The organism is Leisingera aquimarina DSM 24565, assembly GCF_000473165.1.
GTDB lineage: Bacteria > Pseudomonadota > Alphaproteobacteria > Rhodobacterales > Rhodobacteraceae > Leisingera > Leisingera aquimarina.
In genome coordinates this window covers 790,008-816,294 of record NZ_KI421504.1, presented here as the reverse complement: position 1 = coordinate 816,294, position 26,287 = coordinate 790,008, and the positions used below count along the sequence as shown (strand labels likewise).

The window sequence follows — 26,287 nt, the reverse complement described above, 5'->3', positions numbered from 1 at the left end:
AATCACGCCATCTTTGTTGCGCATCGGGAAACAAAGACACCCCCTGCGCCAGAGGCTCTCTGGCGACCTCGCGCGTTGTGCCTTGCACAGCGCCATGCCCAACGGGAGCGGCCTTTGCCAAATAGCCGGCGACGGGCGGGAGATCACCCGCCCGTCGCTGGACGCAGGTTCAAAATGGAACCTACATGTCTTCTTCAGGTTTCAGGTAAGGCTGCCGTGGCAGTGCTTGAACTTCTTACCCGACCCGCAAGGGCATTTGTCGTTGCGCGAGGGGTTGCCCCAAGTCGCCGGATCATCCTCCACGAAACCCGGTGCCGGGTCTTCTGCCGAAGCTTCGGCAGCGGTTGGCTGCGGGACTGCCATTTGCTGCATCGCGGCCTGGCGGGCAGCCATTTCCTTGAGCATCTGCTGCTGCTCGTCCTCAGTCATCGGACGCACGCGGCCAAGCTGCTGGGACACTTCTTCACGCAAGGAATCGAGCATGCTTTCAAACAGCTGAAAACTTTCGTTCTTGTATTCATTGAGCGGATCACGCTGCGCATAGCCGCGGAAACCCACCACCGAGCGCAGATGCTCCAGCGTCAGCAGATGCTCGCGCCAGTTCTTGTCTATTGTCTGCAGCAGAACCTGCTTTTCAATATTGCGCATATTTTCCGGGCCAAATGCCTCGGTTTTTTCCGCCATCATCTTGTCAGATGCCTCAACCAGCCGCTCGCGGATCTGCTCGTCATCGACGCCTTCTTCGGCGGCCCACTCTGCCACCGGCGCGTCAATGCTCAGCATTTCGCGGACCTGCTCCTGCAGGCCTGCCGTGTCCCACTGATCGGCGTAGGTCTTTGCCGGCATGTGGGTGTCGAGCAGATCGTCGATCACTTCGTGACGCATGTCAGCGACAATCTCAGACAAATCCTCGGCGGCCATAATTTCGCGGCGCTGATTGAAGATCACCTTGCGTTGGTCGTTCATCACATCGTCGAACTTCAGCACGTTCTTGCGCATGTCGAAGTTGCGGCCTTCAACCTTGGCCTGGGCGCGTTCCAGAGATTTGTTCACCCAGGGATGAATGATCGCCTCGCCTTCCTTCATGCCAAGCGACGACAGCAGCTTGTCCAAGCGTTCAGACCCGAAGATGCGCATCAGGTCGTCTTCAAGGCTGAGATAGAACCGGGTACGGCCCGGGTCGCCCTGACGGCCTGAACGGCCGCGCAGCTGATTGTCGATGCGGCGGCTTTCGTGGCGCTCCGAAGCCATCACAAACAACCCGCCTGCGTCCAGCACCTTCTGCTTTTCTTCAGCGTGTTTGGCTTCCTCAGCCGCACGCAGCTCTGCGGGATCAGCCTCAGGGTTTTGCTCCAACACTTCCAGCACTTTCATCTCGACGTTGCCGCCGAGCTGAATATCGGTGCCGCGGCCGGCCATGTTGGTGGCAATGGTCACCGCGCCATAGCGGCCGGCATCAGCAACGATCTGCGCTTCCTGCTCGTGGTGGCGGGCGTTCAGAACGTTGTGCGGGATGCCGTCCTGCTGCAGCATCTGGCTCAGTAGTTCGGATTTCTCGATCGAGGTCGTGCCCAGAAGAACCGGCTGGCCCTTTGCATGCGCTACCTTGGCTTCCTTGATCATCGCCTCGTATTTCTCACGGGCGGTGCGGTAGACTTGATCATCCTCATCCACCCGCGCGATCGGGCGGTTGGTCGGCACTTCGACTACACCGAGGCTATAAATCTCGGCAAATTCTTCCGCCTCAGTCATCGCGGTGCCGGTCATGCCCGAGAGCTTGTTATAAAGGCGGAAGTAATTTTGGAAGGTTACTGAGGCCAGGGTGGTATTCTCCGGCTCGATATTGACCTCTTCTTTGGCCTCAATGGCCTGGTGCAATCCTTCGGACAGGCGGCGGCCCGGCATCATGCGGCCAGTGAACTCATCGATCAGAACAACTTCGCCGTTGCGGACGATATAATCCTTGTCCCGCTGGAACAGCTTGTGCGCGCGCAGGGCCTGGTTCACGTGGTGGACAACGGTGGTGCTTTCGGGATCATACAGCGAAGCATCTTCTTCCAAGAGCCCGTGCTCGCGCAGCGTCTGCTCCAGGTATTCGTTGCCGTCCTCGGTGAAGGTCACACCACGGGTTTTCTCGTCGATCTCATAGTGTTCTTCCGACAGAAGCGGGATCACTTTGTCGATGGTTGAATAAAGTTCGGATCTGTCTTCAGCCGGGCCGGAAATGATCAGCGGGGTGCGGGCCTCGTCGATCAGGATCGAGTCGACCTCGTCGACGATGGCAAAGTTGTGCTGCTTCTGGAACACTTGGTCCAGCGACGGTTTCATGTTGTCGCGCAGGTAGTCGAAGCCCAGCTCGTTGTTGGTGGTGTAGGTCACATCACTGCTATAGGCAGCCATCTTTTCGGCGTCGGGCTGTCCGGACCAGATCACACCGGTGGTCATGCCCAGCTGGGCAAACACCTTGCCCATCCATTCACTGTCGCGCGTTGCCAGGTATTCGTTGACGGTAACCACATGCACGCCCTTGCCGGTCAGCGCATTCAGATAGGCCGGGAAAGTCGCCACGAGGGTCTTGCCCTCGCCGGTCTTCATCTCGGAAATGTTACCCTGATGCAGGAAGATCCCGCCCATCAGCTGGGTATCAAAAGCGCGCAGACCCAGCGCACGCTTGGCAGCTTCGCGCACGTTGGCAAAGGCTTCGGGCAGCAGCGCGTCCAGGCTTTCACCACCCAATGCGCGCTTACGCAGCTCTTCGGTCTTATCCTTCAGCCCGTCATCGCTGAGCTTCGCGAACGTTTCTTCCAGCCCGTTGATTTGTGCTATCAGCGGCCGTGTCGCCTTGATTTTACGGTCGTTCGGTGTGCCGAAAACCTTTTTGGCGAGTGTTCCGAAACCCAGCATGTTTTCTCCAGCGATCCTATGTCCGGCCTTTGCATCGGGCAGGCTTGCCCGCCGTGTCCGCAACCCATAAACAATGGTGGAAAGACGGTCCTGCCAATGGCCTCAAGGCGATGTAAGCGGCAGGGTATAGAGTGTCAACGGCAGGCCCCTATACGGCCTATGAATAGGAAGGTTTCAATGCGTAAAGGTCTCACTTTTCTGCGTGGCGTGGCGGTGGCAGCCTGTACTGCGCTGCCGCTGGCCGCAGCTGCTGCGCCTCATGCCAACACGGTTGTTGCCTCGGTCAATGGCGAAGAAATCACCATCGGCCATATGGTCATGGCCCGCGAAAACCTGCCCGCACAGTACAAACAGCTGCCTGATGACGTACTCTACAATGCCATCCTGGATCAGCTGGTTCAGCAAACCGCGCTGAAACAGCAGCTGCATGGCGAAATGCCTCGCTACGTGCAATTGTCCGTCGAAAACGAAGAGCGCGCTATGCTTGCCGCCAACGTGATCGATATGATCATGGAAAAGGCCAGCGGCGAGGAGGCGCTGCGTGCCGCCTATGACGGAAAATACTCTACCGGAGACGGCGGAGACGAGTTTCATGCCGCCCATATCCTAGTCGAAAGCGAAGAGGACGCAGAAGACGTAAAGAAGGAACTGGACGCCGGCGCCGATTTTGCCACGCTTGCCAAGGAAAAGTCCACTGGCCCCTCCGGCCCCAGCGGCGGCGATCTGGGCTGGTTCACCACAGGCCGTATGGTGCCAGAGTTCGAAGGTGCTGTTTTGAAGCTTCATTCCGGTGAAATTTCAGGGCCCGTGAAAACCCAGTTCGGCTGGCATGTGATCCTGCTGCATGAGCGCCGCAAGACCGAAGCCCCCGAGTTTGAAGAAGTGCGGGCACAGCTGGCCGAGGAATTGCGCCAAAAGGCAGTGGAAGAACGCGTGAATGAACTGACCGCGTCCGCAGAAATCGAACGCCCCGAGATCGAGGACCTGGATCCAGCAATTCTCAAAGACCTTAGCCTGGTAGGGAACTGATCATGGCCGCACCCATGCCCGTCTCGCCGCTGGCGCCTGCCAGCTTCCCCGATCTTCCGGTGATCAAAGGCGTGCGTTTTGCATCAGCCGCGGCCGGGGTCAAATATCAAGACCGGACCGACGTAATGCTGGCGGTCATGGACCCGGGCACTTCGGTTGCCGGGGTATTCACCCGCTCCAAGACCCGTTCTGCTCCGGTTCTGGACTGCCAAGCCAAACTGGGCAGCAGTGCTGACGCCGGTGCGGCAATCCTGGTGAACTCTGGCAACTCCAACGCCTTCACAGGTCATTTCGGGCAAAGCTCGGTGGCTCAGATCACGACTGCAGTTGCGGATGCAACCGGCCTGCCTGCCGAGCGTGTTTTTACTGCCTCCACCGGTGTCATAGGCGAACCTCTGCCGCACGACCGCATTGTGGCAAAGATTGGCGAGCTGCACAGCAATTTGAACGAAGGCGCGCTGGAAGGTGCCGCCAAGGCGATTATGACAACCGACACCTTTGCCAAAGGTGCCAGCGCCACGGTTGGGATCGGCGGCCAGACAATCAAGATCGCCGGCATCGCCAAGGGTTCAGGCATGATTGCGCCGGATATGGCAACGATGCTGGTCTACATCTTCACCGATGCGAAGGTCGGGCAAGCTGACCTGCAGGAACAGCTCGCTGAGATCTGCGACCGGACTTTCAACTGCATCACCGTGGACAGCGACACCTCGACGTCCGACAGCCTGATGCTGTGCGCCACCGGCGCCTCCGGCGTGGATGCCACCGGCAATGCAGAATTTGCGGCCGGGCTGGAACGGGTGATGCTTGACCTGTCGCACCAAGTGGTTCGCGATGGCGAGGGCGCGACCAAATTCGTGGAAATCCAGATCACCGGTGCCGCTTCGGACGCGGATGCCAAGATCCATGGTCTGGCAATCGCCAATTCACCGCTGGTAAAGACAGCGATTGCAGGCGAGGACCCGAACTGGGGCCGCGTGGTGATGGCGATCGGCAAATCCGGCGCTGAGGCGGACCGGGATCTGCTGTCGATTTCCTTTGGCGATGTGCTGGTGGCCGAAAACGGCTGGGTATCGCCGGACTACAAGGAAGAGCTGGGTGCCGCCGAGATGAACAAGCAGGAGATCACTCTAAAGGTGGACCTGGGTCTGGGTGATGGCAAGTCGACCGTCTGGACTTGCGATCTGACGCACCAGTATATCTCCATCAACGCGGACTACCGGTCATGAAGGTTGTTCTGGTCTCAGCGGTTGCTCTCATCGACATGGATGGGCGCGTGCTGCTGGCGCAGCGCCCTGAAGGCAAGTCCATGGCCGGCCTGTGGGAGTTCCCGGGCGGCAAGATCGAAGCTGGTGAGACACCGGAGGTTGCGCTGGTCCGTGAGTTGCAGGAGGAACTGGGCATTGACACCTGGGCGTCTTGCTTGGCGCCGCTGACCTTCGCCAGCCATTCCTACGAAGATTTCCACCTGCTAATGCCGCTTTTTGCGTGTCGCAAGTGGGATGGCATTCCGCAAGCCAATGAAGGCCAAACCCTGAAATGGGTGCGGCCGCAGGATTTTCGTGACTATCCAATGCCGCCGGCCGATATCCCGCTGATCCCAATCTTGCGCGACTGGCTGTAGGGGCAAAAGGCTGCGGCGCCGAGTATCTTACATGATGGATTTTGCCGCTTTTCCAAGGCTTTAATTTCCCAACCGGAGCGTGTGAACACTTTATTAATCATTTTGTCCAAGCATCAGGGTACGGGTCATGTTGACTACCCGAAGTTGCAATTGGGCAGGAGAAGACCATGCTACGGACAATCGCAGTTGGCAGCTTTTCGCTAGTTCAGGGCATTTTCATACGGGCGCTCCCTGACGGGAAAATCGCGGTGCGGGTTGGCAAAAGAACATATGAAGGCCGCCCGGTATCACCGGCCGGCTAAGACGCAGGCCGGGCAAAAGAGGGCCGCAGGCGATGCTACCCTTCTTAGGTACCACCTTCCCGATTCGGTTTCCAGTTTACGCAACCTTTCGGATTTTCAGTCTGCTACTGCGTTCACGGGCACCGCTTGAACACGACTCGGCATTTCACCCGTAGCGCTGGCATGCCCTTTTAAAACGGCGAAAAATCTCCGCAAACTTTCCAGCTGATAAAAGTGTAGAACACGCGACTTGATCCGACATTTCTGCTCTTCAGGAGCGCAAGCAAGGAGTGCCGATCAATGACGAGTATTCAGAACAAGATCATCAAGCCGAAGCTGGGGCTGCTGGAGCTTGGGAAGCAGCTCGGCAGCGTTTCGCAGGCCTGCAAGGTGATGGGGTACCTATGCGCGGGTGGCGGCCTGTAAGCTCTGCACCGGGAAAACGGCGATCACCGCCGCCGGTCTGCTGAATGACAGGGTTACCCCTTCTTTGCCGGACACGGCATCAGCCTGTTGCGCATCCTGACGGACCGCGGCACCGAACATTGCGGCAAAGCCGGAAGCCATGCCTATCAGCTCTACCTGGCCGTCGAGGACGTGGACCACACGAGAACCAAGGCGAACAGCCCCCAGAGTGAGACCGTAAGGCAATCGATCCAGTAAATCGATTGCAGGGCGAACGGGATCTGCGAGCGCTTCCACCGGACCATCAAGGATGAGTTCTGCGAACATCGCCTTCCGCAAGAAGATCTACCGGCCGGTGGAGGAATTGCAAGTGGACATGGACGCCTGGCCGGCCAGATACAACGAGCAGCGGCCGCATTCGGGAAGATACTGCTATGGCAAGACGCCTATGCAGTCCTTCCGCGAAACGCTGCATATTGCCAGGGACAAGACGATCACGGCTTCCGATCCATCGGACAGTCGGCAACCCATTCTCAGCACAGAATGCTGAGGTGTCCGTCAGATCAAGTCTGAAGTTTTACAGATAAAGGTCAATAGCGACGCCCTGTTCTTTGCAAACGTTCCGACAGCTGCAGCGCGCCTTTGAGAACGGCCAGGCAAACCCCAGCGGAAAAAACAAGCCCCGGCAATTCTGCCGGGGCTTGTTTTCCATTTCAGCTTCCGTAGCGATCAATCGAGGGTACGGGTGACTTCTTCGCGTTCGAAGATCTCAATCACATCGTTCGGGCGGACATCATCGTAGTTTTCAAACGCCATACCGCATTCCTGGCCAGACTGAACCTCGGACACTTCGTCTTTGAAACGCTTCAGCGTCTTCAGCGTGCCTTCGTGGATAACCACGTTGTCGCGCAGCAGGCGGACACCTGCCGAACGGCGGGCAATGCCTTCGGTAACCAGACAGCCGGCAACCTTGCCAACACCGGTAACCTTGAAGACTTCCTTGATCTGCGCATACCCGATGAAGTTCTCGCGGATCTCGGCAGACAGCAGACCGGAGGCCGCCGCTTTCACATCATCCACCAGGTCGTAGATCACCGAATAGTACCGGATCTCGACGCTCTTCTGGTTGGCGGTGTTGCGGGCCGAAGCATTGGCACGGACGTTGAATCCCATGATCGGCGCACCGGAGGCTTCGGCGAGGCCGACATCGGTTTCGGTGATTGCACCGACGCCCGAGTGCAGCACGCGCACGCGCACTTCGTCGTTACCGATCTTTTCCATCGCCTGAACGATGGCTTCGGCGGAGCCCTGCACGTCGGCTTTGACCAGGATCGGCAGCTCGGAGACATTTTCGTCATCCTTGGCCTTCTGCATCAGCTGTTCCAGCGTGGTCGCAGCACCGGCAGCGGCGCGTTTATCCTTGGCGGCCTGCTCACGGTATTCTGCGATCTCGCGCGCCTGTGCTTCGGTGTCAGTCACGTTCAGCACGTCGCCTGCTTCCGGAGTGCCGTTGAGGCCAAGAACCTCAACAGGAACCGACGGGCCGGCTTCCTGAACGCGCTCGCCCTTGTCGTTGATCAGGGCACGGACCTTGCCGTACTGCTCACCCACAACAAAGATGTCGCCCTGGCGCAAGGTCCCGGTCTGAACCAGAACAGTTGCCACGGGGCCTCGGCCCACATCCAGCTGTGCCTCGATCACGGCACCTTGGGCGGCACGATCCGGGTTGGCCTTCAGTTCCAGAATTTCCGATTGCAGTGCAATGGCTTCCAGCAGCTCGTCCAAGCCTTGGCCGGTTACCGCGGAAACTTCAACGTCCTGCACGTCACCGGACATCGCTTCCACCACCACTTCGTGCTGCAGCAAGTCAGTACGGACCTTTGTCGGGTCAGCCGCCGGTTTGTCGATCTTGTTGATCGCCACGATCATCGGAACCTGTGCTGCCTTGGCGTGGTTGATAGCCTCGATCGTCTGCGGCATCACCGCGTCATCAGCGGCCACAACCAGGACCACGATATCCGTCACCTGAGCACCGCGCGAGCGCATCGAAGTAAAGGCCGCGTGGCCCGGCGTATCCAGGAAGCTCAGCACGGTGCCGCTTTCTGTTTTCACCTGATACGCGCCGATATGCTGAGTAATGCCGCCTGCTTCACCAGCCACAACGCGGGCGTCGCGGATCGCATCCAGCAGCGAGGTCTTGCCGTGGTCGACGTGGCCCATGATGGTGATGACCGGCGGACGCGGTTTCAGATCATCGTCTTTATCCACGACCTCCTTGATCACGTCTTCGACGTCGGAGTCGGACACCCGGACCACCTTGTGGCCGAATTCTTCGATGATCAGCTCTGCGGTATCGGCATCAATGGTCTGGTTCTGCGTGACCATCATGCCCATGTTCATCAGCGATTTGACAACTTCGCCAACGCGCTCCGCCATCCGGTTGGCCAGTTCCGAAACCACAATCGCTTCAGGCAGCTGAACGTCGCGGATGACCTTTTCACGCTCGACCTGGCCGCCCATGGCTTTTTGCCGGGCACGCTCTTGCTTGCGCTTCATCGAAGCCATCGACCGGTGGCGGTTGCCGCCGCCGCCAGTAGCCTGTCCCAATGTCAGCTTGCCCGAACGGCGGCCATCATCCTGGCCCTTGCCGCGGTTCTGACGCTGTTCGCGTTCACGGTCTGCTTTACGCGGCGCGGCAGCAGGCGCGGGTTTGTTCGGCGCCGGGCGGGCCGCTTTGGGCGTGTCCGCCGCAGGAGCAACAGCTGCAGCAGCGGCGCGTTCTTTTGCCACTTCAGCTTCACGCTTCTTGCGCTCTTCTTCTTCTTGCTTGGCCTTGGCGCGTTCTTCGGCTTCCCGCTGCTCGCGTTCCTTGGCTTCCGCTTCGGCGCGACGCCGGTTCCGGTCTTCTTCGCGCGCTTTTTCTTCCGCGGCCCGTGCGGCCGCTTCTTCGGCCTCACGCGCTTTGGCAGCCTGCAGCGCCTTCAGGCGGCGCTCCATTTCAGCGTCACTGATGCCGGCAGGCCGGCGCGATCCGGATGTGGAAGGCGCAGCGCCGCCGCCGCCCTTGGCCGCACCCGGCTTGGGAACCACAACGCGCTTGCGTTTGGTTTCCACTACGACATTCTTGGTCCGTCCATGGCTGAAACTCTGTTTCACGTTCCCCGGACGGGAACCCCCACGCAGACCCAGTGTCTTTTTGCCGTCACTATCGCTCATAAAGCTTCTTATCCTTCCGTGCGGCCGTCGCCGCCCACCATTTCGCGCAAACCTTGCAGTCGTTGCGCCTCATCTACAACACGTTTGCTGAGTCCGCCAGAGGCGAGGGCGGCATGTATTGCAGTTTGGCGCCCAAATGCCATTCCCAGCTCGTCCGCCGTGAGGCAGCCGATGAATTTGCCCTTGTAGGGGGTGCTCAGCTTCGACTTTCCGCGGCCTGACCCGTCGGACGCCTGGATCAGCACCCGGGCATCCTCTTTGTAAAGCCAGTCTTTCACCCGCTCAAAGCCGGACACCGCATCACCCGACTTGCGCGCCAGGCTGATCAGTTCAACAAGCCGGCGGACAACCTGCCGCTCAACTTCCTGAACCAATTCGTCCGGCACCTGAACCTGGGACTTGAAGCCGCGGGCGAACAGTTTCTTCTTGACCGCGGTTTCCAAGGCAGCCCGGCTGGAGGCCACATAAACGCCGCGGCCGGGCAGTTTGCCCATCACATCAGGCACAACTTGCCCGTCAGGACCCATCACAAAGCGGATGAGGCCCTGTTTGGGCTGGATCTCGCCGGTTGCGATGCATTTACGCTCGCTGCCGTCGGTCCGGTCTTTTGTAGCGCCGCCGCGTGTCATGCAGTTCTCCTCTGTGAAGCCTGCCCTCAGGCTTCACTTTCCTCTTCGCCAGCATCTTCATCTTCAGCCGCATCTGCTTCCAGCTCAGCCGGGTCAACCCAACCCAGCATGATACGGGCGGTCATCACCCGGTCCTGCGCCTGTTCCAGCGTCATGCCGAAGGGTTCCAGAATGCCATCGTCCTTGACCCGTTCGCCGCCGTCGTTGGTCCAGCCGCCGGCCAGTTCCCAATCCGCACAGGTGGCGAAATCTTCCAGCGACTTCACGTCGTCCCTGGCAAGCGCCTCGACCATCTGCGGTGTCAGGCCCTCGAACTGGATCAGGCTGTCTTCAGCGCCCAGTTCACGGGCAGCATCCAGAGCGGCCTTAGCCTTGGCTTCCAGGTAATCACGGGCACGGGCCTGCAGTTCCCCGGCGGTGCCTTCGTCAACACCGTCGATGACCAATAGCTCGTCCACCTCGACATAGGCGACTTCTTCGAGGTTGGTAAAGCCTTCGGAAACCAGCAACTGGGCAAAGAATTCGTCCAGATCCAGGGTTTCCATGAACAGCTTGGTGCGCGCTTCGAATTCCTTCTGGCGGCGCGCTGATTCTTCTTCCTCGGTCATGATGTCGATGTCGAGGTTAGTCAGCTGCGACGCCAGACGCACATTCTGACCGCGGCGGCCGATGGCCAGGCTCAGCTGTTCTTCCGGGACCACAACTTCGATCTTGCCGGCTTCTTCATCCAGAACAACCTTGGTTACTTCGGCCGGCTGAAGCGCGTTCACCAGGAAAGTCGGCTGGTCTTCGTTCCACGGGATAATGTCGATCTTCTCGCCTTGCAGCTCGTTCACCACGGCCTGCACGCGGGAGCCGCGCATACCCACACAGGCGCCGACCGGGTCGATCGAGCCATCGTAGGAGATAACAGCAATCTTGGCGCGCGAGCCGGGATCCCGGGCAACCGCTTTGATATCGATGATGCCGTCATAGATTTCCGGCACTTCCATTTTGAACAGCTCGGCCATGAATTCCGGCGCGGTGCGCGACAGGAAGATCTGCGGGCCGCGCGGCTCGCGGCGCACGTCCTTGATGTAGCAACGCACACGGTCGTTCGGGCGATAGCTTTCGCGGCCGATCTTCTCGTTGCGGCGCAGGATAGCTTCGCCAGCCCCCACATCGACGATGACGTTGCCGTATTCCTCGCGCTTGACCAGACCGTTGATGATGGTGCCGGCGCGGTCTTTGAATTCTTCGAACTGGCGGTCGCGCTCTGCTTCGCGGACCTTCTGCAGAATCACCTGCTTGGCCGACTGGGCGGCGATCCGCCCCATTTCAACCGGCGGCACTTCCTCGACATAGGTCTGGCCTACTTCAGGATTCGCCATGTACTGGCGGGCCTGTTCGACGGTCAGCTCAGCCTGATAGTTTTCCAGCTCTTCGTCCGCGACAACAGTGCGCACGCGGGTGAATTTCGCCCGGCCGGTCTTGCGGTCGATCGACACACGAATGTCCATTTCGGCGCCGTAACGGCTTTTGGCCGCACGGGCGAGGCTCTCTTCCATCGCTTCGATGACCAGACCAGGGTCGATCATCTTTTCGCGCGCCACGGCCTCGGCGGTTTGCAACAGCTCCAGCTGATTTGCAGAGGTGATAGCCATTACTTGTTCTCCTCTTCGGACTCTTCGGTCTCGATTTCGTCGAATGCGTCTTCGTTGAGCGTGCCGGCCTCTTTGCGCTGGCGCAGCATTTCCTTGATCAGATCATCAGTCAGAACCAGCTTGGCGTCGCTCAGCCAGTCGAATTTCAAACCAATGGTCACGGTCTCGCCCTGATCTTCGATGTTGATCAGGACTTCGTCTTCTTCGGTGCCCGCCAGCTCGCCCTTAAAGCGGCGGCGGCCGCCGACCAGCTCATCGGTTTCGAGCTTGGCCTCATAACCCTCGAACATATCAAAATCTTTCAGCCGGGTCAGCGGCCGGTCGATGCCAGGGCTCGACACTTCCAGCGCATAGGCGTCGATAATCGGATCCTCGACGTCCAATGTCGCGCTGACCGCATTCGAGATTGCGGCGCAATCATCCACTTCGATGCCGCCATCCGGCTTGTCGGCCATGATCTGCAATGTGGTTGCCTTACCAGACATCAGCCGGATCCGCACCAGCTCATAGCCCAGATCCTCGATCACCGGAGTGATGATCTCGGCCAGGCGCCGGTCGATGGCAGCTTTGGCAATCAGGTCGTTGGTCATCAGACCTCCACTTGGGGCTTGCAGGCAATGGCCTGCGGGCACAAAAAAACGGGCGCGCGGCCCGTTGAAATTCCCGGTGGAGCCTTAAACCAGAGGTTCAACGCGCCGCTGTTGTCAAAGGCATATAGGACGGTTCGGGCGAAACTGCAAGAGGCTCGTGCAGCGCACAGAGTTGCTAACCGCCGGACCGCTACCCCAGCTTGCCTTGAAGATCCGCAGCAACCCCATCCACAAAGCTCTGATCCTGACCGCCAATCACCAGATAACCGATACCATCACTGACCCAGGAGGCGGCGGCCATGCCAGCCAAAACTTCGCTTTGCATCGCCTTATCGGCACCAGAGGAGCGGATGATACAGAAGGCCACCGGCACGCCGTCCGGGCCGAGATAAGCCATTTGCAGTAGAGGCTTACCTTTGAAACCCAGCAACTGGGCGCGTTTGAATTCCAGTCCTTCGACAGTTTGAGCTGGAGACAAGTCCACGCCATGGCCGCTGCTAAATCCGTCCAGCACTTCGGCTGTCACTTCGGTCGGCTGACCGGCATTTACCACAGTGTCGGTGATGTAGAGTGACTGGTAAGATGCCACGACAGCTTTCCATCCCGGCGCCTTTTGAGGCTGGGCTCCGGGATGCAGCATGTAGGTGGAAAGAACTCCAAGACCAAAAGCCATCGCCAGCCCGGCAACCAGCCGCAGCGGTACACGGGCGGGGCGGGATGCGGGAATCAGCCCATCCGGCATCTGCGGAGCGCCCAGCGCCGCTGTGGAAAAGACGTCCCGCAACGCAGCCACAGGCAGATCCAGCGTCTGCAGACGCTGCGCCAAAGCCGCATCCGAAGTCAGCGCAAGCTCGACCCGGCTGCGCAGGGCTGCGTCCGCCTCGCCGTCCAGGTAGGCTGTCAGCTCATCATCGGTGAATGCCGCTTGCGCTTCATTCATGTTCCCGTCTCCGTTTCCGCCAACTCTCCCGCAATCTTCTTGCGGGCAGCCGCCAGTCTGCTCATCACCGTGCCGATGGGGATATTCAGGATTTCCGCTGCCTCCTTGTAAGCAAAGCCTTCGACATAGACGAGCAGAACCGTGACCCTCTGGCTTTCAGGCAGCTCCCCTACCTTTGAAAACACCTGACGGGCAAAAATATTCGTTTCCGTGTTTACGCGCTGATCCGGGATCTCGGTTTCTTCCAGCGCCACCAGCCCGCCGCCGGTGCGTACTGCCGTTGCCCGCAACTCGTTCAGCCACAGCCGGTGCGCGATCCGGAACAGCCAGCGGTCCAGATGCGTGCCTGCCTGATAGCCTGCGTGTTTTTCCAGTGCGCGCAGACAGGTCATCTGCGCCAGATCATCCGCCCGGTCCCGCCGCCCGGTCTGCATCAGGCAAAACCGCCACAATCGGGGGTAGAAGGGGCTTATCCCCTCCCGAACCTCTTCCTCAGCCGAATTTTTGCCGAACCAGCGAATAATCCGCGCTCCTGCCGTGTTTTGATCTCAGGGCCGGTCAAGACGCCGCGCCGCAAGGTCATTGATAATAGGAAGGACATAGGATGCTCAACTCACTGTTTCGTGGCGTTTCTGTTGCGGCGCTTATTTTTGCAGGCCAATCCGCGCTGTCGGCAGACTGGGTGCTGGACGGCGCAAGCTCCAAGCTCGCCTTTGGTTCGGTTAAAAAAGACACAGTGGGCGAAGTGCACAGCTTTGAAGAGCTGACCGGCAATGTGAGCAAGGACGGCACTGTCACTGTGGCAATTTCGCTGCCATCGGTGGAGACCTTCATTGATATCCGCAACGAACGAATGATTGATCATGTGTTCAATGGCGAACCTCAGGCCACGCTGACGGCCAAGGTTGACATCGCTGCGCTGGAGGCGCTGCCTGCAGGCGGCACCTTGGTTGCGGATGTGGAAGGCAAGTTGAGCCTGCTGAGGCGCGATATTCCTGTGGAAACGGAAATGTTTGTGGCCCGCCTGTCGGACCAGAAGGTCATGGTCACCACCAATGATCTGCTGTTTCTGGGTGTTGAGGACGCGGGCCTGACCAAAGGCGTTGATATCCTGCAAGAGCTTGCGAAACTCTCCGGCATTACCCGCACCGTCCCGGTTACCGCCCGGTTTGTGTTTGAAGCTGGTAGCAACACCGCCCAGACGGCCCCTGCAGCACAGGAAACAGAGGTGGCGCTGTCAGGCGATCCGGCCAAGGGCAAGAAAGTGTTCCGCAAGTGCCAAGCCTGCCACAGCTTTGAAGAAGGCAAAAACGGTGCCGGCCCCAGCCTGCACGGCATCATGGGTACTGGTTCCGCCGCGGCATATGGCTTTAAATACTCAAGCGCCTTTAAGGACGCCAACCTGACCTGGAGCGAAGGCCAGCTAGCGGCCTTTCTTACAGATCCCAAGAGTGTGGTGCCCGGTAACCGCATGGGCTTCAGAGGTTTGAAGAAAGATGACGATGTCCAGAACGTTATAGCCTACATTCGTCAGGAAAGCTGAAGCGTCAATACTGGGGATGGCCGCTCAGGCCATCCACCAGCGCTCAGCGATCCGCCCGTCATCCATCGGTTCGCGCTGACCTACTTTTCGCGGAATGCCGACATTGAGCCGGGCGGCCAAAGCCATATTGCTGGAAGACGGATGATACAGGAATTTCCCGCGCTTCAGGAGGCCGCGCGGTTCCGGCAATGCAGCGACATCGACATATCCGTCCCGCAGCGCTTCGGCACGGACTGCGGCATCAGGAATCACTATAATCTCTACTGTCTCAGCCCAGCCCGCGATGCCGGATTTGTAGTGATTTGCAACTCGGGACGCGCGGAAATGGCGGCCGTCCTGAGCTCGTTCCACCTTGTAGCATCCTGTGCCAATCGCAGCGGACAGCGGTGCTGGCAGTTCACCAGCGGGTGCAATCATCAGATCGGCACCAGCCAAAAGGTAGGGCAAATGCGGATTGGGCTGCGCCAATTCCACCAGCAATTGCAGGTTGCCCAACGCAGTGACCGCGCGGACTTCCCCCCCGGTAATGCCCTGTTCGGAAAGCGACGCGGCTGCATCCTCTGCCGTCAGCAGTGAGCCGTCATGAAAATCCACGCCCGCACGCAAATCAAAGGTCCAGGTTTTGGCGTCCGGCGTTGAATGCCAGCCTGTAGCCAATTCTCCGCGCAGCAAACCATCAGGAGCAATTTCTGTCAGCGTGTCATAGACTGCACCGCGGGCGGCCTGTTCCAAAAGCCCGCCGTCGCGAGGAACCGCAAGACGCAGCGCGCCACCGGCCTTGGGCGATGCATCTACGGCCCCGCCAGCCGCCGCCAGCAAGGCTGCGGCTGCACCCGAGGTGAACAGCGCGCGGCGGTCAATGCGCGTCATGGCACAAGCTCCCCTGCAATCCGGTCCATTGCCCGGACCAGTTCAGCACTGATTCCCGGCTCCGACAGAGCATGGCCGGCATTGCGTACCATCTTCAACTCCGCATTTGGCCACAGCTCGTTCAGGCGCCACGCGGAGGACGGCGGGCAGATCATGTCGTAACGGCCCTGCACGATCACCCCCGGGATATGCGAAATCCGGTCCATATTGGCGAGAATCTGACCATCGTAATCGAGGAAACCGCTATTGATGAAATAGTGGTTCTCCAACCGGGCAAAGGCACGTGCATAGTCGCCGGGGCTTTCACCGCTCTGGCCGTTGGAATGCACCGACGCCAGCGCATTTTCCCAGGCCGACCAAGCCCGGCCATAACGCACTTCTTCATCTAGGTCGCCGGAAAACAACCGCTTGTGATAGGCAGCGATCATGTCGCTGCGCTCCGCATCAGGGATCAGCGAGACGAATTTGGCCCAGGTTTCTGGCCAAAACTTGCCGGCACCGCCGCCATAGAACCAATCCAGCTCAGACTTGGTCATCAGGAACACGCCGCGCAGGATGATCTGCTGCACCCGGTCCGAGTGGGTCTGAGCATAAATCAGCGCCAAGGTAGCCCCCCAGCTTCCGCCGAACAGGATCCAGGACTCGATTCCCAGCTGGCGGCGAATCAGTTCCATATCGGCAACCAGATGCCAGGTGGTGTTGTCCTCGCACGACGCATAGGGGCGCGAGCGGCCGCAGCCGCGCTGATCGAACAGGATGATTCGATACACATGCGGATCGAAATACCGCCGCATCGCCGGACTGCTGCCGCCGCCGGGGCCGCCATGGCACACAATCACGGGAATGCCATTGGGATTGCCGCTTTGTTCGGCATATATATTGTGGCCCTGGCCTGCGTCGATCATGCGCTGGTCAAAGGGCTCGACCGGCGGATAAAGATAATGCACAGCGCGCTTTTGGTCCGGGTATCTATCCATTACTGACCTTAGTGAAACGTCAGACTACAAAAGAGCACACGGAGACAGGAATGCAAGCGCCTCAATCCACGGTCGACCCTGCGGAAATCGCCAAATTCGAAGCGATGGCGGCGGAGTGGTGGGATCCGAATGGCAAGTTCAAGCCTTTGCACATGCTGAACCCGTGCCGGCTGGACTATATCACCCGCCAGATCGCCGGGGAATTTGGCCGCGACCTGACGTCACAGCGTCCTTTCGAAGGGCTGCGGTTGCTGGATATCGGCTGCGGCGGCGGGCTTCTGAGCGAGCCGATGGCACGGTTGGGTGCCACAGTGGTTGGCGCCGATGCGGCAGAAGGCAACCTGCCGGTTGCCCGCATTCATGCCGAACAATCTGAGTTGGAGATCGACTACCGCCACACCACCGCCGAGGCACTGGCTGCTGCCGGTGAACAATTCGACGTCGTGCTGAACATGGAAGTGGTCGAGCATGTAGCCGATCCGCTGAGCTTCCTCGCCGCCTCCCGGACATTGCTGAAACCCGGCGGTCTGGAAATATGCTCAACCATCAACCGCAACCCAAAGAGCTTTGCCATGGCCATAATCGGGGCAGAGGTTATCATGCGCTGGCTGCCGCGCGGCACTCATGAGTGGTCCAAGTTTATCACCCCGGAGGAACTCTACGAACTGCTGCGCAACGCTGGCCTGAAGCCTGTTGATCGCAAGGGGTTCGTGTTCAACCCGATCACTTGGAACTGGTCCATATCCGAACGGGACCTGTCGGTAAACTACGTGACCGCCAGCATAAAGCCTGGCTAAGGGTGCCCTCGCCGGCCAGTTTTTTCTGCCTCCTATCCTAAAGGATAGGTAGTAATCCTTATGCACTCTTTGGCCACTGCATCCCGCTTGCTATCTTTATCAAGCGGGGTTTGAGTATTTTTCCAAGCCGCGATTGGGCGCAAGCTAAGAACCAAACAACTGCTTGCCATTGTGACTGGGGGTTTGCCCAAAGGCTAAATGATCGCCGTTCACGGCATGATGGGGACTGATGGGGAAGAGGGGCGCCTGCTTGCAGGCGTCCCCTTTTTTAACTCCGAGCAGATGACTCTTTGGAACCAGCCGCTCAGCCGCTCTCTTCCAGTTTGCCGCGCAGCTCGCGCAGAATAGGCAAAGTCGCCCGCACCCGGTCGCTGCCCAATTCACCCACAACTTCGGAGATCACCGGAATGATCCCGGCCAGTGCTGCATCCCGGGCCTGCTTGCCAGCCGGGCTGATCGCCACCATCTTGCGCCGTGCATCGTCCCAATCAGGGCGGACATGGATGTATCCCGCCATTTCCAGTTTGCTCAGCGTGTTGGTCATCGCCCCGCGGGTCACGTGAAACGCCTTGGCCAGCTGCGCGGGCGAGCGCTCCAGTCCAGCCCGTGCCAAGTGGTTCAACACCGAGAAATGCGACAGTTCCATCCCTTTGGGCAGCACTTTGCTGAGGCGCGACCGGGCCAGCTGGTCAGCCATTAGTATCTCGCTGAACAGAGATACCGCCAGGGAATGGGTTTCATCCATCAGGGTCCGTCAAACTCCCGGTCGTGGGTCAGGGAAGGCACGCGTTTGCGCGCTTCTGCAACTTTTTCGAGGTCGAGATCAACGTAAGTCACGCCCGGTTCCTGGCCGGCATCAGCCAGCACTTCGCCCCATGGGGCCACGGCAAGGGAATGTCCATAGGTATTGCGGCTTGGCCCGCGGGAAGCCGGATGTTTGCCAGTTTGCGCAGGCGCCAGCACAATGCAGCCGGTTTCAATCGCGCGAGCCCGCAACAGAGAATGCCAATGTGCGGCTCCGGTGATATATGAAAACGCAGCCGGCACTGTGATGATCTGCGCTCCGCCTTTGGCGAGCGCCCGGTGCAAATGCGGAAAGCGCACATCATAACAGATAGTCATGCCGATTCTGGCAAAAGGCGTCTCTGCCACAACCGCCTGGGTACCCGGCCTGTAGCCATCGGACTCGCGGTATGTTTCCTCGGGTGTGACCTCGACATCGAACATATGGATCTTATCATAGCGCGCCTTGATTTCACCCTGCGGGCTGATCAGGAACTGCCGGTTGGCAAAGCGCCCGTCGTTGTCGTGGGTCTTGATGCCCAGAGAACCCAGCAGCAGCCATATGCCGTGTTTTGCCGCCTCGTCACGCAGGTCGGCCAGCGTTAGGTCATCCTCTTCGTGACACAGGACACCATTCTGATGGGTCCGGCTGCCGGAGAGGCAATTGGTGACCTCGGGTGTCAGCACAAATCCCGCCCCGCCGCGCACAGCTTCCGCCATCATCGCCTTCACGGTCTCCAGGTTTTCAGCCGGGATGTCGGTGGATGTCATCTGAAGCAGAGCTGCGCGCATTTTGTCTCTCCGGGTTCAGGCCGCAAGCAGCGGGTCCAGTTTGCCCGCCTGTTCCAGCGCAAAAAGATCGTCACAGCCGCCGACATGGGTTTCGCCGATAAAGATCTGCGGCACCGTGCGGCCTCCATTCGCGCGCTGGATCATTTCAGCTTTGCGGTCCGGCTGCGCCAGCACGTTGATTTCCGAAAAGGTAACACCCTTCTGATTCAGAAGACGCTTGGCAGCGTGGCAAAAACCGCACAGCGGCGAGGTGTAGATTTCAACGGTATTCATTCAGGACCCCATGTTCTGGTTTCGAAAGTTGTGGAGGAATTGGGTATTCATTGCAACAATTGCCAGAGGCGGGCAGGCTGCCTCACGCTTGCGTGACCCGGGCCAGCACTGCAACCCGAACCTCTGCTGCACCTGCTTGCAAGCAGGCATCGGTGCAAGCACTAAGAGTAGCACCGGACGTCATCACGTCATCCACGATCAGAACGACACGGTCTTTCACCCTGCTGCGGTGTGCCGGATGCGCTGCAATTGCCGGACCCAATAGCTGATAGCGCTGATCCCGCGTCTTGCCCTCCAGCACAGGCGTCTGCCGGGTCCGTCTTAGCAGATCCGGGCAATGTTCCAGACCGGTGCGGCGTGCCAGCCCCTCCGCCAGCAGTGCCGATTGATTGTACTTGCGCTTCAGCAACCGGGTCCAATGCAGCGGTACCGGGCATATCAAAGGGCTGCCCTTCAGCAACGGCTGCACCGTCTGCACCAGCCATCCAGAAGCCATGAGCGCAATTTCCGTCCGGTCCCCGTGTTTCAATGCCAAAACCAGTTTGCGCCCTTGCTCCTCATAGAGCAGGGCAGATCGCCCTTGGTTCCAAGGACGCGGATGGCGCAGGCAGCTGTCGCATTCCAGGCGGAAGCCGTCCGCCTCCCCCGGCAGCGGAGCACCGCAGCCCTCGCAGACCGTGCCGCTGATAAAATGCATCCCAGCCCAGCAAGAACCGCACAGGCCAAAGTCGCTGCCAACCAGCCCCCCGCAGCCCATGCATTGCGGCGGGTAGATCAGCGAAACAGCGGTTTGAATCCTGGCCAGCAGCATCTAAATAGCTCCCATGACACAAGCACCCGCACAGCTTTTCGACCGCCGCACCCTGGCAGCCCGCCGCGCACGCCGGCGCCCGGATGCGTTGTTCCTGCACCAGATGGCGCGGGATGAGGCCGAGGATCGCCTGAGCATGGTTAACAGAACCTTTACAGCGCCTGCCATTGTCTGCCCTTTCCCGGAAGTCTGGGAGGGGTTTCTGCCTGGCGCAGCTGTGGTGCCGGATGACGATATCCTGGCTCTGGAAGAAGGTGCGCATGATGTGGTGATCCACGCCATGTGCTTGCATTGGGCCAATGACCCGGTTGGCCAGCTGATCCAATGCCGCCGCGCATTGAAAGAGGACGGGCTGCTGTTAGTTGTCATGCTCGGCGGCCAGACCCTGCACGAACTGCGCGCAGCTATGGCAGAAGCCGAAACCATCGTATTGGGCGGGCTATCGCCCCGCGTTGCGCCGATGGGAGAAATCCGCGATCTGGGTGGTTTATTGCAGCGGGCGGGGTTTGCCCTTCCTGTCGCCGATCTGGTGCCGCTGACCGCTGAATACCGCGACCTCACGCACTTGATCCACGACCTGCGCGGCATGGGAGAGACCAGCGCCCTCGCCCAGCGCCTGAGACGCCCGGCACCGCGTGGCCTGTTCCAACTTGCTGATCACATCTACCGGGAGCATTTTGCCACCGCAGATGGCCGGCTGCCCGCAACTTTCGAGATGGTCTGCCTCACCGGCTGGTCGCCATCGGACAGCCAGCAGAAACCTTTGCGCCCCGGTTCCGCCCAGATGCGCCTGGCCGATGCGCTGAAGGTGCCGGAAACCAAGCTCTGACTCTCATAAGTTTACGCTATCGCTGCGCCAATGCGATCCAATTGGCCATTCACTTGTAAAGACAGTAACTTCCCCTCGTTCAACGAATTCTCAGCCGCACAGGACCTGCCCATGCTGGACACCGCCCGGACCGCCAATTGCCCCGCTCACGCCCCTGCCGATCACCCCAAGATCGCGGCAGAGAAGGTCGGCATTTTGCTGGCAAACCTCGGGACACCGGATGATTACTCCTATTGGCCGATGCGCCGGTATCTGAGCGAGTTCCTGTCCGATAAGCGGGTGATCGACTATCCATCGTGGAAGTGGCAACCGCTGCTGCAGCTGATCATCCTGACCAAACGTCCGTTCTCCTCGGGCGCCGCTTACAAATCGATCTGGAACCACGATAAGGGCGAAAGCCCTTTGATGACCATCACCAAAGAACAAACCGCAAAAATAGCGGCCGAGATGAAAGAGCGCTATGGCGATCAGGTGATGGTCGATTTCTGCATGCGCTATGGCAACCCTTCGACCAAGTCCAAGGTGCGGGAAATGGTTGAGGCAGGCTGCCGGAAAATCCTGTTTGTGCCGCTCTACCCGCAATATGCCGGCGCCACCTCCGGCACTGCCAACGATCAGTTCTTCCGCGCGCTGATGGAGGAGCCCTGGCAGCCCGCCGCACGCACGATCGAACCCTATTTCGACCAACCCGCATATATCGATGCTCTGGCACGATCAGTGGAGGAGGCCTATGCCAAGGCCGAAAAGCGGCCCGATATCCTGGTGGTTTCTTATCACGGGATGCCAAAGCGGTATCTGATGCAGGGCGACCCCTATCATTGCCAGTGCCAGAAAACGACGCGGCTGCTGAAGGAGCGGCTGGGCTGGGACGACACACGGATCACCACCACTTTCCAGTCGGTGTTCGGCCCCGAGGAATGGCTGAAACCCTACACCGTGGACCACGTCGCCACGCTCGCCAGAGAAGGCAAGAAGCACATCGCAGTGATCGCTCCCGCCTTCTCCGCCGACTGCATCGAGACGCTGGAAGAAATCAACGAGGAGATCCGCGAGAGCTTTGAGCACGCCGGCGGCGAGGACTTCCTATATATTCCCTGCCTCAATGATGATGACGGCCATATCGCCGCACTGGCAGGTGTAATCGAGCAGAATCTGCAAGGCTGGCTGGACTAAAGCGCTCTCCCGGTTCAAATAGGATCCAATATTGGATCGCCGGGTACTCCGGCAGACCGGGGAGAGTTTGAATGACGCTTGCGCATTGGGCCGCCGCCCTGAAACAGCATTGGGGCATCGATGCGGAATTGAGCCGCCTGGATGGGGAATATGACCTGAACTTCCTAGTCAATGGGAGGGATGGCCAAGGTTATATCCTGAAGGCCATGCGCCCCGGCTGCGAAACCTGGCTGGTCGACATGCAGGTGAAGGCGTTTGACCACATCGCTGCACGGCAGCCCGATCTGCCCTGCCCGCGGGTGATTGCAGCAGCCAGCGGCCAGTCTCTGCTGACTCTCCCGGATGAAGACGGCCAGGACCGGCTGGTCTGGCTGCTGAACCAGCTGCCCGGTCGCTGCTATGCCAAGGCAGAGCCGAAATGCGATGCGCTGATCCATGAGATTGGTAAGGTTCTGGGCGGCTCGGGCAAGGCCCTGGCGGACTTCCGGCACGAAGGGCTGGAGCGTGATTTCAAATGGGACCTGACGAGGGCTGGCTGGATCACGGATCATCTCACCTGCATCGCTGATCCCGGACGCCGTGCGATTCTGAAAGGGATTTCTGCAGATTTTTCCAAGTTAGAGCCTAATATGGCGGAGTTGCCCAAGCAAGCCATCCATAATGACGCAAACGACTACAACATCATGGTGGCAGGTGTTTTGGCCGAACCACAAATGGTTTCTGGCCTGATCGACCTGGGTGACATGTGCGCCGCACCAAGGATCTGCGACCTGGCAATTGCTGCGGCTTATATCGTGCTGGACCACCCGGCGCCGGAGGCGGCACTGGCAGCACTGGTTGCGGGGTATCACGAAGCTTATCCGCTGACGCCTGCCGAGGTGAACATGGTTTGGACGCTGCTGCGCGCGCGGCTGGCGGTGAGTGTTGTCAATTCCACCATGATGGCAGCGGACAATCCGGATGACCCCTATGTGACGATCTCGCAGGCGCCGGCCTGGCGGTTCCTGGAAGGCACCGCACTGCACGGCGGATTGCTGACCGCCCGGCTGCGCGCAGCCTGCTGCATGCCGGTGGTCGAAGGTGCCGACCGGGTCCTGGCCTGGCTGGAGCAGCAACGCGGCGATTTCGCGCCGCTGATGGGTGAGGACTTGTCGGATGCGCCGATGGGCTCGCTGTCAGTGGAACACTCCACTTGGCCGCAGAACCCGTTCCACATGCCGCTGGAGGAAGCAGCCAGGGTTGGAGAGGAATTCGATAATCAGGGGCGTATCTGGCTCGGATACTATCACGAACCCCGGCTGGTTTACACTGACCTGGCCTTCCGCAAAGGCCCGTATAAGGCAAGTGACCGCCGCACCGTTCATCTGGCCGTGGATGCCTTTGCCCCGGCCGGCACGCCGATGTTTGCGCCTTTGCGCGGCGAGGTCTTTGCGGCTGAATACCGGGACGGGCATCTGGACTACGGCGGGGTGGTCATCCTGCGCCATGAAACGCCTGAAGGCGATCCGTTCTTTACCCTCTACGGCCATTTGGATCCGGAATTCCTGGACCGTTTGAAACCGGGTGATGTGGTGGAAAAGGGCGAGGAGTTCTGCCGCCTGGGCGATCCTTCCATGAATGGCGGTTGGGCCCCGCATGTGCATTTCCAGCTGGCTCTGACCACCGAAGGCATCGAGGTCGACTGGCCCGGTGTCGGCGACCCGGATGAGATGTACATGTGGCGCGCGGTTTGCCCGAACCCGGCAGCTCTGCTGAACCTGCCGGATGAAAAGGTCCGCTATCGCCCCACAGACAAGGACGAGGTCCTGGCCGGCCGCCGTGCGCATTTCGGCGGCAACCTCAGCCTAACCTACACCGACCCGGTGATGCTGGTGCGCGGCTGGAAGCACCATTTGTTTGACGAATGGGGCCGCCCCTATCTGGACGCCTATAACAATGTTCCGCATGTGGGCCACGCCCACCCGCGCATCCAGGCAGTTGCCGCGGACCAGCTGAAACGGATGAACTCCAACACCCGCTACCTTCATCCGGCGCAAACCGCCTTTGCCGGCAAGGTGCTGTCAAAACTGCCCGATCATTTCGAAGTCTGCTTCTTTGTGAACTCGGGCACCGAGGCCAATGAACTGGCCCTGCGCCTTGCCCGCGCCCATACCAGCGCCAAAGGCATGGTGACACCCGATCACGGCTATCATGGCAATACCACCGGCGCGATCGGCATCTCTGCCTACAAGTTCAACAAACCCGGTGGCGTTGGCCAGGCGGGCTGGGTGGAGCTGGTGGAAGTCGCAGATGATTACCGCGGCTCCTTCCGCCGCGGCGACCCGGACCGGGCCCAAAAGTTTGCGGACCTGGTGGACCCGGCCATCGCAAACCTGCAGCAAAAGGGCCATGGCATCGCCGGCTTTATCGCCGAAACCTTCCCTTCGGTCGGCGGCCAGATCATCCCGCCCAAAGGCTACCTGCCTGCGGTCTATGAGAAAATCCGCGCGGCAGGCGGTGTCTGCATTGCTGACGAAGTGCAAACCGGCCTGGGCCGCCTGGGCGAATACTACTTTGGCTTCGAACATCAGGGCGCGCTGCCCGACATCGTTGTGATGGGCAAACCAATCGGCAACGGCCACCCGCTGGGCGTGCTGGCCACCACCCGGGAAATCGCTGAAAGCTTTGACAATGGGATCGAGTTCTTCTCGACCTTTGGCGGCTCAACGCTGTCCTGCCGGATCGGCAAGGAAGTGCTGGACATTGTCGACGATGAAAACCTGCAAGAGAATGCCCGGACCATCGGCGCTCAGCTGATCGAGGGGCTGAGGTCGCTGGAACCAAAATACGCCTGCGTCGGCGATGTGCGCGGCATGGGCCTGTTTCTGGGACTGGAATTGATAAACCCGAACGGCTCCGAAGCAACGGAAATCTGCGCATACGTCAAGAACCGGATGCGGGATCACCGTATCCTGATCGGCAGCGAGGGCCCTAAGGACAACATCCTGAAAATCAGACCGCCCCTGACCATCGAATCAGAAGATGCCAAGATGATTATCAGCGTGCTGGACCGCATCCTTGCAGAACTGGAGACGGCCTGACGGCCCGCTCTGCACTTCAATCAGGCACCAAAAAAGGCGGTGGGAAACCACCGCCTTTTCCGTAACCGTGTATCGAACTTAGTTCGAAGCAACAGCTGCGCCGACCAGAACCAGCAGCAGCAGCGGCAGCAGAATGCCGCTGGAAGAACCCTGAGCTTCTTCCACGATGACCGGCGGTTCTACAACCGGCTCGGACAGGTTGCCAGCAGTGGCGGTCGAAGCAGCAGCAGTCAGCGCAGCAGCGATAACGAGTTTTTTCATGTTAACCTCCAGAATTCGCACGGATCATACAACTGAACCACGCACCCAAGACTTATCTCGTATTTTTTTCTAACCAGCAAAACCACGGGATTGCAATTGCTTGTTATAGTTAGCAGCTTAGCGTCCCGCCACGTGTCGTCAAATTAGCAACACCTGCGTGCCGACTTTGGTCAGGCTGAACAAATCGGCGATGTGTTCATTGTAAAGCCCGATGCAGCCATTCGATGATTTGCGGCCAATTTTCCGCGTATCGTGGGTTCCATGGATGCGATAATACTTCCAGCCAAGATACAGCGCATGGGTGCCAAGCGGATTATCCGGTCCCGGCGGAATGAACGCAGGCCACTCTGGGTTGCGCTTGCGCATATTAGGGGTTGGAGCCCAACCCGGACCTTCAACTTTTCGAACGATCTTGGTCCGGCCGCGGCGGGTCAGATCGTCGGACAGCGGCACCGAAGACGGGAACAGTTTATAAACGTTCTCATCCTGAGACCAGTAGTGCAAAGCCCGGCTGTCGATATCGACCAAAATCGCCCCGTTTCCCAGATTATCAAAGTATGGTCTCCAGGATTTGGCCCGGAATGCAGATATGTTGCGCCGGACAGGCGGTTCCGGCTCTGGCGGCGGGCGCAACGGATCAAAGGCCTGCTGCGTCTCGTCGCCGGTCTCTTGCGCCAAGGCTGACGAGGAGATCAATGCAGCGCTTCCGGCAAGAAAATGCCGCCTGCTGAGGGTATCAAAGGGGTTTCGGGGCATCACTCTTTCCAACTTGCGCAATCAGGATCAAAGGTTGCGCCATTTTATGGCCGGAAAGCCGCAGTCGCAAATCAATCCGAC

At 59.4% G+C, this 26,287-nt stretch carries 24 protein-coding genes and 1 pseudogene; 10 read left to right on the top strand and 15 right to left on the bottom strand.

Going from position 1 to position 26,287, the window contains the following annotated elements:
• Positions 1-201: 201 nt before the first annotated feature.
• On the bottom strand, positions 202-2,904 hold the full coding sequence (gene secA / locus AQUI_RS0107890) for a preprotein translocase subunit SecA (protein ID WP_027257036.1): 2,703 nt from the start codon (positions 2,902-2,904) through the stop codon (positions 202-204).
• Positions 2,905-3,081: 177 nt separating this feature from the next.
• Between secA and AQUI_RS0107885 the strand changes: the two genes are divergently transcribed.
• The 5 genes and pseudogenes from AQUI_RS0107885 to AQUI_RS31860 all read left to right on the top strand — a co-directional run.
• Positions 3,082-3,933, top strand: a complete 852-nt coding sequence (locus tag AQUI_RS0107885) for a peptidylprolyl isomerase (RefSeq protein WP_027257035.1) — start codon at positions 3,082-3,084, stop codon at positions 3,931-3,933.
• A gap of 2 nt (positions 3,934-3,935) precedes the next feature.
• Entirely contained in the window at positions 3,936-5,162 is a 1,227-nt protein-coding gene (gene argJ / locus AQUI_RS0107880) for a bifunctional glutamate N-acetyltransferase/amino-acid acetyltransferase ArgJ (RefSeq protein WP_027257034.1), read from the top strand.
• Positions 5,159-5,557, top strand: a complete 399-nt coding sequence (gene mutT / locus AQUI_RS0107875) for an 8-oxo-dGTP diphosphatase MutT (RefSeq protein ID WP_027257033.1) — start codon at positions 5,159-5,161, stop codon at positions 5,555-5,557. The genes argJ and mutT overlap by 4 nt, the downstream gene beginning before the upstream one ends.
• 581 nt (positions 5,558-6,138) lie before the next feature.
• Positions 6,139-6,264, top strand: a complete 126-nt coding sequence (locus tag AQUI_RS32210; protein ID WP_281171994.1) for a hypothetical protein — start codon at positions 6,139-6,141, stop codon at positions 6,262-6,264.
• Positions 6,239-6,793 (top strand): annotated as a pseudogene (locus AQUI_RS31860) (integrase core domain-containing protein); the annotation flags it as partial. The gene AQUI_RS32210 and the pseudogene AQUI_RS31860, both read left to right, overlap by 26 nt.
• A 179-nt stretch (positions 6,794-6,972) precedes the next feature.
• Here the strand turns inward: AQUI_RS31860 and infB are convergent.
• From infB to AQUI_RS0107820, 6 genes are all read right to left on the bottom strand, one after another.
• Positions 6,973-9,459 carry a translation initiation factor IF-2 gene (gene infB, locus AQUI_RS0107845; protein WP_027257031.1) on the bottom strand — a complete coding sequence of 829 codons (2,487 nt, stop codon included), beginning with the start codon at positions 9,457-9,459 and terminating at the stop codon, positions 6,973-6,975.
• A gap of 8 nt (positions 9,460-9,467) precedes the next feature.
• Positions 9,468-10,088, bottom strand: a complete 621-nt coding sequence (locus AQUI_RS0107840) for an RNA-binding protein (RefSeq protein WP_027257030.1) — start codon at positions 10,086-10,088, stop codon at positions 9,468-9,470.
• Between the two features lie 26 nt (positions 10,089-10,114).
• Positions 10,115-11,731, bottom strand: a complete 1,617-nt coding sequence (gene nusA, locus AQUI_RS0107835; RefSeq protein ID WP_027257029.1) for a transcription termination factor NusA — start codon at positions 11,729-11,731, stop codon at positions 10,115-10,117.
• Positions 11,731-12,321, bottom strand: a complete 591-nt coding sequence (gene rimP, locus AQUI_RS0107830; protein WP_027257028.1) for a ribosome maturation factor RimP — start codon at positions 12,319-12,321, stop codon at positions 11,731-11,733. Before rimP ends, nusA begins: the two co-directional genes overlap by 1 nt.
• Before the next feature lie 190 nt (positions 12,322-12,511).
• Entirely contained in the window at positions 12,512-13,261 is a 750-nt protein-coding gene (locus AQUI_RS0107825; RefSeq protein ID WP_027257027.1) for an anti-sigma factor family protein, read from the bottom strand.
• On the bottom strand, positions 13,258-13,734 hold the full coding sequence (locus AQUI_RS0107820) for an RNA polymerase sigma factor (RefSeq protein ID WP_156916793.1): 477 nt from the start codon (positions 13,732-13,734) through the stop codon (positions 13,258-13,260). The genes AQUI_RS0107825 and AQUI_RS0107820 overlap by 4 nt, the downstream gene beginning before the upstream one ends.
• A 131-nt stretch (positions 13,735-13,865) precedes the next feature.
• On the opposite strand from AQUI_RS0107820, the gene AQUI_RS0107815 reads away from it, so the two are divergent.
• The gene (locus AQUI_RS0107815) at positions 13,866-14,804 is read left to right on the top strand and encodes a c-type cytochrome (protein WP_027257025.1); all 939 of its coding nucleotides are present in this window, start codon (positions 13,866-13,868) and stop codon (positions 14,802-14,804) included.
• 24 nt (positions 14,805-14,828) lie between these two features.
• Here AQUI_RS0107815 and AQUI_RS0107810 read toward each other — a convergent pair whose 3' ends face one another.
• Both AQUI_RS0107810 and pip read right to left on the bottom strand, forming a co-directional pair.
• Positions 14,829-15,674: an ABC transporter substrate-binding protein gene (locus tag AQUI_RS0107810; RefSeq protein ID WP_027257024.1), complete on the bottom strand. Its 846-nt coding sequence runs from the start codon at positions 15,672-15,674 to the stop codon at positions 14,829-14,831.
• Positions 15,671-16,651, bottom strand: coding sequence for a prolyl aminopeptidase (gene pip, locus AQUI_RS0107805; RefSeq protein ID WP_027257023.1), 981 nt, complete (start codon positions 16,649-16,651; stop codon positions 15,671-15,673). Before pip ends, AQUI_RS0107810 begins: the two co-directional genes overlap by 4 nt.
• A 50-nt stretch (positions 16,652-16,701) precedes the next feature.
• On the opposite strand from pip, the gene ubiG reads away from it, so the two are divergent.
• Positions 16,702-17,448 carry a bifunctional 2-polyprenyl-6-hydroxyphenol methylase/3-demethylubiquinol 3-O-methyltransferase UbiG gene (gene ubiG / locus AQUI_RS0107800; RefSeq protein WP_027257022.1) on the top strand — a complete coding sequence of 249 codons (747 nt, stop codon included), beginning with the start codon at positions 16,702-16,704 and terminating at the stop codon, positions 17,446-17,448.
• Positions 17,449-17,752: 304 nt separating this feature from the next.
• Here the strand turns inward: ubiG and AQUI_RS0107795 are convergent, their stop codons facing one another.
• The 4 genes from AQUI_RS0107795 to AQUI_RS0107780 form a co-directional block, all read right to left on the bottom strand.
• Positions 17,753-18,193: a MarR family winged helix-turn-helix transcriptional regulator gene (locus AQUI_RS0107795; RefSeq protein ID WP_027257021.1), complete on the bottom strand. Its 441-nt coding sequence runs from the start codon at positions 18,191-18,193 to the stop codon at positions 17,753-17,755.
• A complete protein-coding gene (locus tag AQUI_RS0107790) occupies positions 18,193-19,023 on the bottom strand; it encodes a carbon-nitrogen hydrolase family protein (protein WP_027257020.1) in 831 nt (276 codons plus the stop codon). The genes AQUI_RS0107795 and AQUI_RS0107790 overlap by 1 nt, the downstream gene beginning before the upstream one ends.
• 15 nt (positions 19,024-19,038) lie before the next feature.
• Positions 19,039-19,296 carry a glutaredoxin 3 gene (gene grxC, locus AQUI_RS0107785; protein WP_027257019.1) on the bottom strand — a complete coding sequence of 86 codons (258 nt, stop codon included), beginning with the start codon at positions 19,294-19,296 and terminating at the stop codon, positions 19,039-19,041.
• An 82-nt stretch (positions 19,297-19,378) separates the two neighbouring features.
• Positions 19,379-20,107, bottom strand: a complete 729-nt coding sequence (locus tag AQUI_RS0107780; protein ID WP_027257018.1) for a ComF family protein — start codon at positions 20,105-20,107, stop codon at positions 19,379-19,381.
• Between the two features lie 13 nt (positions 20,108-20,120).
• Between AQUI_RS0107780 and AQUI_RS0107775 the strand changes: the two genes are divergently transcribed.
• The 3 genes from AQUI_RS0107775 (at position 20,121) to AQUI_RS0107765 (ending at position 25,189) form a co-directional block, all read left to right on the top strand.
• The gene (locus tag AQUI_RS0107775; RefSeq protein WP_027257017.1) at positions 20,121-20,936 is read left to right on the top strand and encodes a methyltransferase domain-containing protein; all 816 of its coding nucleotides are present in this window, start codon (positions 20,121-20,123) and stop codon (positions 20,934-20,936) included.
• 111 nt (positions 20,937-21,047) lie between these two features.
• The gene (hemH, locus tag AQUI_RS0107770; RefSeq protein WP_027257016.1) at positions 21,048-22,109 is read left to right on the top strand and encodes a ferrochelatase; all 1,062 of its coding nucleotides are present in this window, start codon (positions 21,048-21,050) and stop codon (positions 22,107-22,109) included.
• A 71-nt stretch (positions 22,110-22,180) separates the two neighbouring features.
• Positions 22,181-25,189 carry an aminotransferase class III-fold pyridoxal phosphate-dependent enzyme gene (locus tag AQUI_RS0107765; protein ID WP_027257015.1) on the top strand — a complete coding sequence of 1,003 codons (3,009 nt, stop codon included), beginning with the start codon at positions 22,181-22,183 and terminating at the stop codon, positions 25,187-25,189.
• A 78-nt stretch (positions 25,190-25,267) separates the two neighbouring features.
• Here AQUI_RS0107765 and AQUI_RS0107760 read toward each other — a convergent pair whose 3' ends face one another.
• Both AQUI_RS0107760 and AQUI_RS0107755 read right to left on the bottom strand, forming a co-directional pair.
• Positions 25,268-25,450, bottom strand: coding sequence for a hypothetical protein (locus tag AQUI_RS0107760; protein WP_024092111.1), 183 nt, complete (start codon positions 25,448-25,450; stop codon positions 25,268-25,270).
• Positions 25,451-25,588: 138 nt separating this feature from the next.
• Entirely contained in the window at positions 25,589-26,206 is a 618-nt protein-coding gene (locus AQUI_RS0107755) for a L,D-transpeptidase (RefSeq protein WP_027257014.1), read from the bottom strand.
• Positions 26,207-26,287 lie beyond the last annotated feature (81 nt).

What these genes read in the sequence shown, in the direction of transcription:
- secA (WP_027257036.1), bottom strand. Translation starts at nt 2,904, where the DNA reads ATGCTGGGTTTCGGAACACTCGCCAAAAAGGTTTTCGGCACACCGAAC.
- AQUI_RS0107885 (WP_027257035.1), top strand. Translation starts at nt 3,082, where the DNA reads ATGCGTAAAGGTCTCACTTTTCTGCGTGGCGTGGCGGTGGCAGCCTGT.
- argJ (WP_027257034.1), top strand. Translation starts at nt 3,936, where the DNA reads ATGGCCGCACCCATGCCCGTCTCGCCGCTGGCGCCTGCCAGCTTCCCC.
- mutT (WP_027257033.1), top strand. Translation starts at nt 5,159, where the DNA reads ATGAAGGTTGTTCTGGTCTCAGCGGTTGCTCTCATCGACATGGATGGG.
- AQUI_RS32210 (WP_281171994.1), top strand. Translation starts at nt 6,139, where the DNA reads ATGACGAGTATTCAGAACAAGATCATCAAGCCGAAGCTGGGGCTGCTG.
- infB (WP_027257031.1), bottom strand. Translation starts at nt 9,459, where the DNA reads ATGAGCGATAGTGACGGCAAAAAGACACTGGGTCTGCGTGGGGGTTCC.
- AQUI_RS0107840 (WP_027257030.1), bottom strand. Translation starts at nt 10,088, where the DNA reads ATGACACGCGGCGGCGCTACAAAAGACCGGACCGACGGCAGCGAGCGT.
- nusA (WP_027257029.1), bottom strand. Translation starts at nt 11,731, where the DNA reads ATGGCTATCACCTCTGCAAATCAGCTGGAGCTGTTGCAAACCGCCGAG.
- rimP (WP_027257028.1), bottom strand. Translation starts at nt 12,321, where the DNA reads ATGACCAACGACCTGATTGCCAAAGCTGCCATCGACCGGCGCCTGGCC.
- AQUI_RS0107825 (WP_027257027.1), bottom strand. Translation starts at nt 13,261, where the DNA reads ATGAATGAAGCGCAAGCGGCATTCACCGATGATGAGCTGACAGCCTAC.
- AQUI_RS0107815 (WP_027257025.1), top strand. Translation starts at nt 13,866, where the DNA reads ATGCTCAACTCACTGTTTCGTGGCGTTTCTGTTGCGGCGCTTATTTTT.
- AQUI_RS0107810 (WP_027257024.1), bottom strand. Translation starts at nt 15,674, where the DNA reads ATGACGCGCATTGACCGCCGCGCGCTGTTCACCTCGGGTGCAGCCGCA.
- pip (WP_027257023.1), bottom strand. Translation starts at nt 16,651, where the DNA reads ATGGATAGATACCCGGACCAAAAGCGCGCTGTGCATTATCTTTATCCG.
- ubiG (WP_027257022.1), top strand. Translation starts at nt 16,702, where the DNA reads ATGCAAGCGCCTCAATCCACGGTCGACCCTGCGGAAATCGCCAAATTC.
- AQUI_RS0107795 (WP_027257021.1), bottom strand. Translation starts at nt 18,193, where the DNA reads ATGGATGAAACCCATTCCCTGGCGGTATCTCTGTTCAGCGAGATACTA.
- AQUI_RS0107790 (WP_027257020.1), bottom strand. Translation starts at nt 19,023, where the DNA reads ATGCGCGCAGCTCTGCTTCAGATGACATCCACCGACATCCCGGCTGAA.
- grxC (WP_027257019.1), bottom strand. Translation starts at nt 19,296, where the DNA reads ATGAATACCGTTGAAATCTACACCTCGCCGCTGTGCGGTTTTTGCCAC.
- AQUI_RS0107780 (WP_027257018.1), bottom strand. Translation starts at nt 20,107, where the DNA reads ATGCTGCTGGCCAGGATTCAAACCGCTGTTTCGCTGATCTACCCGCCG.
- AQUI_RS0107775 (WP_027257017.1), top strand. Translation starts at nt 20,121, where the DNA reads ATGACACAAGCACCCGCACAGCTTTTCGACCGCCGCACCCTGGCAGCC.
- hemH (WP_027257016.1), top strand. Translation starts at nt 21,048, where the DNA reads ATGCTGGACACCGCCCGGACCGCCAATTGCCCCGCTCACGCCCCTGCC.
- AQUI_RS0107765 (WP_027257015.1), top strand. Translation starts at nt 22,181, where the DNA reads ATGACGCTTGCGCATTGGGCCGCCGCCCTGAAACAGCATTGGGGCATC.
- AQUI_RS0107760 (WP_024092111.1), bottom strand. Translation starts at nt 25,450, where the DNA reads ATGAAAAAACTCGTTATCGCTGCTGCGCTGACTGCTGCTGCTTCGACC.
- AQUI_RS0107755 (WP_027257014.1), bottom strand. Translation starts at nt 26,206, where the DNA reads ATGCCCCGAAACCCCTTTGATACCCTCAGCAGGCGGCATTTTCTTGCC.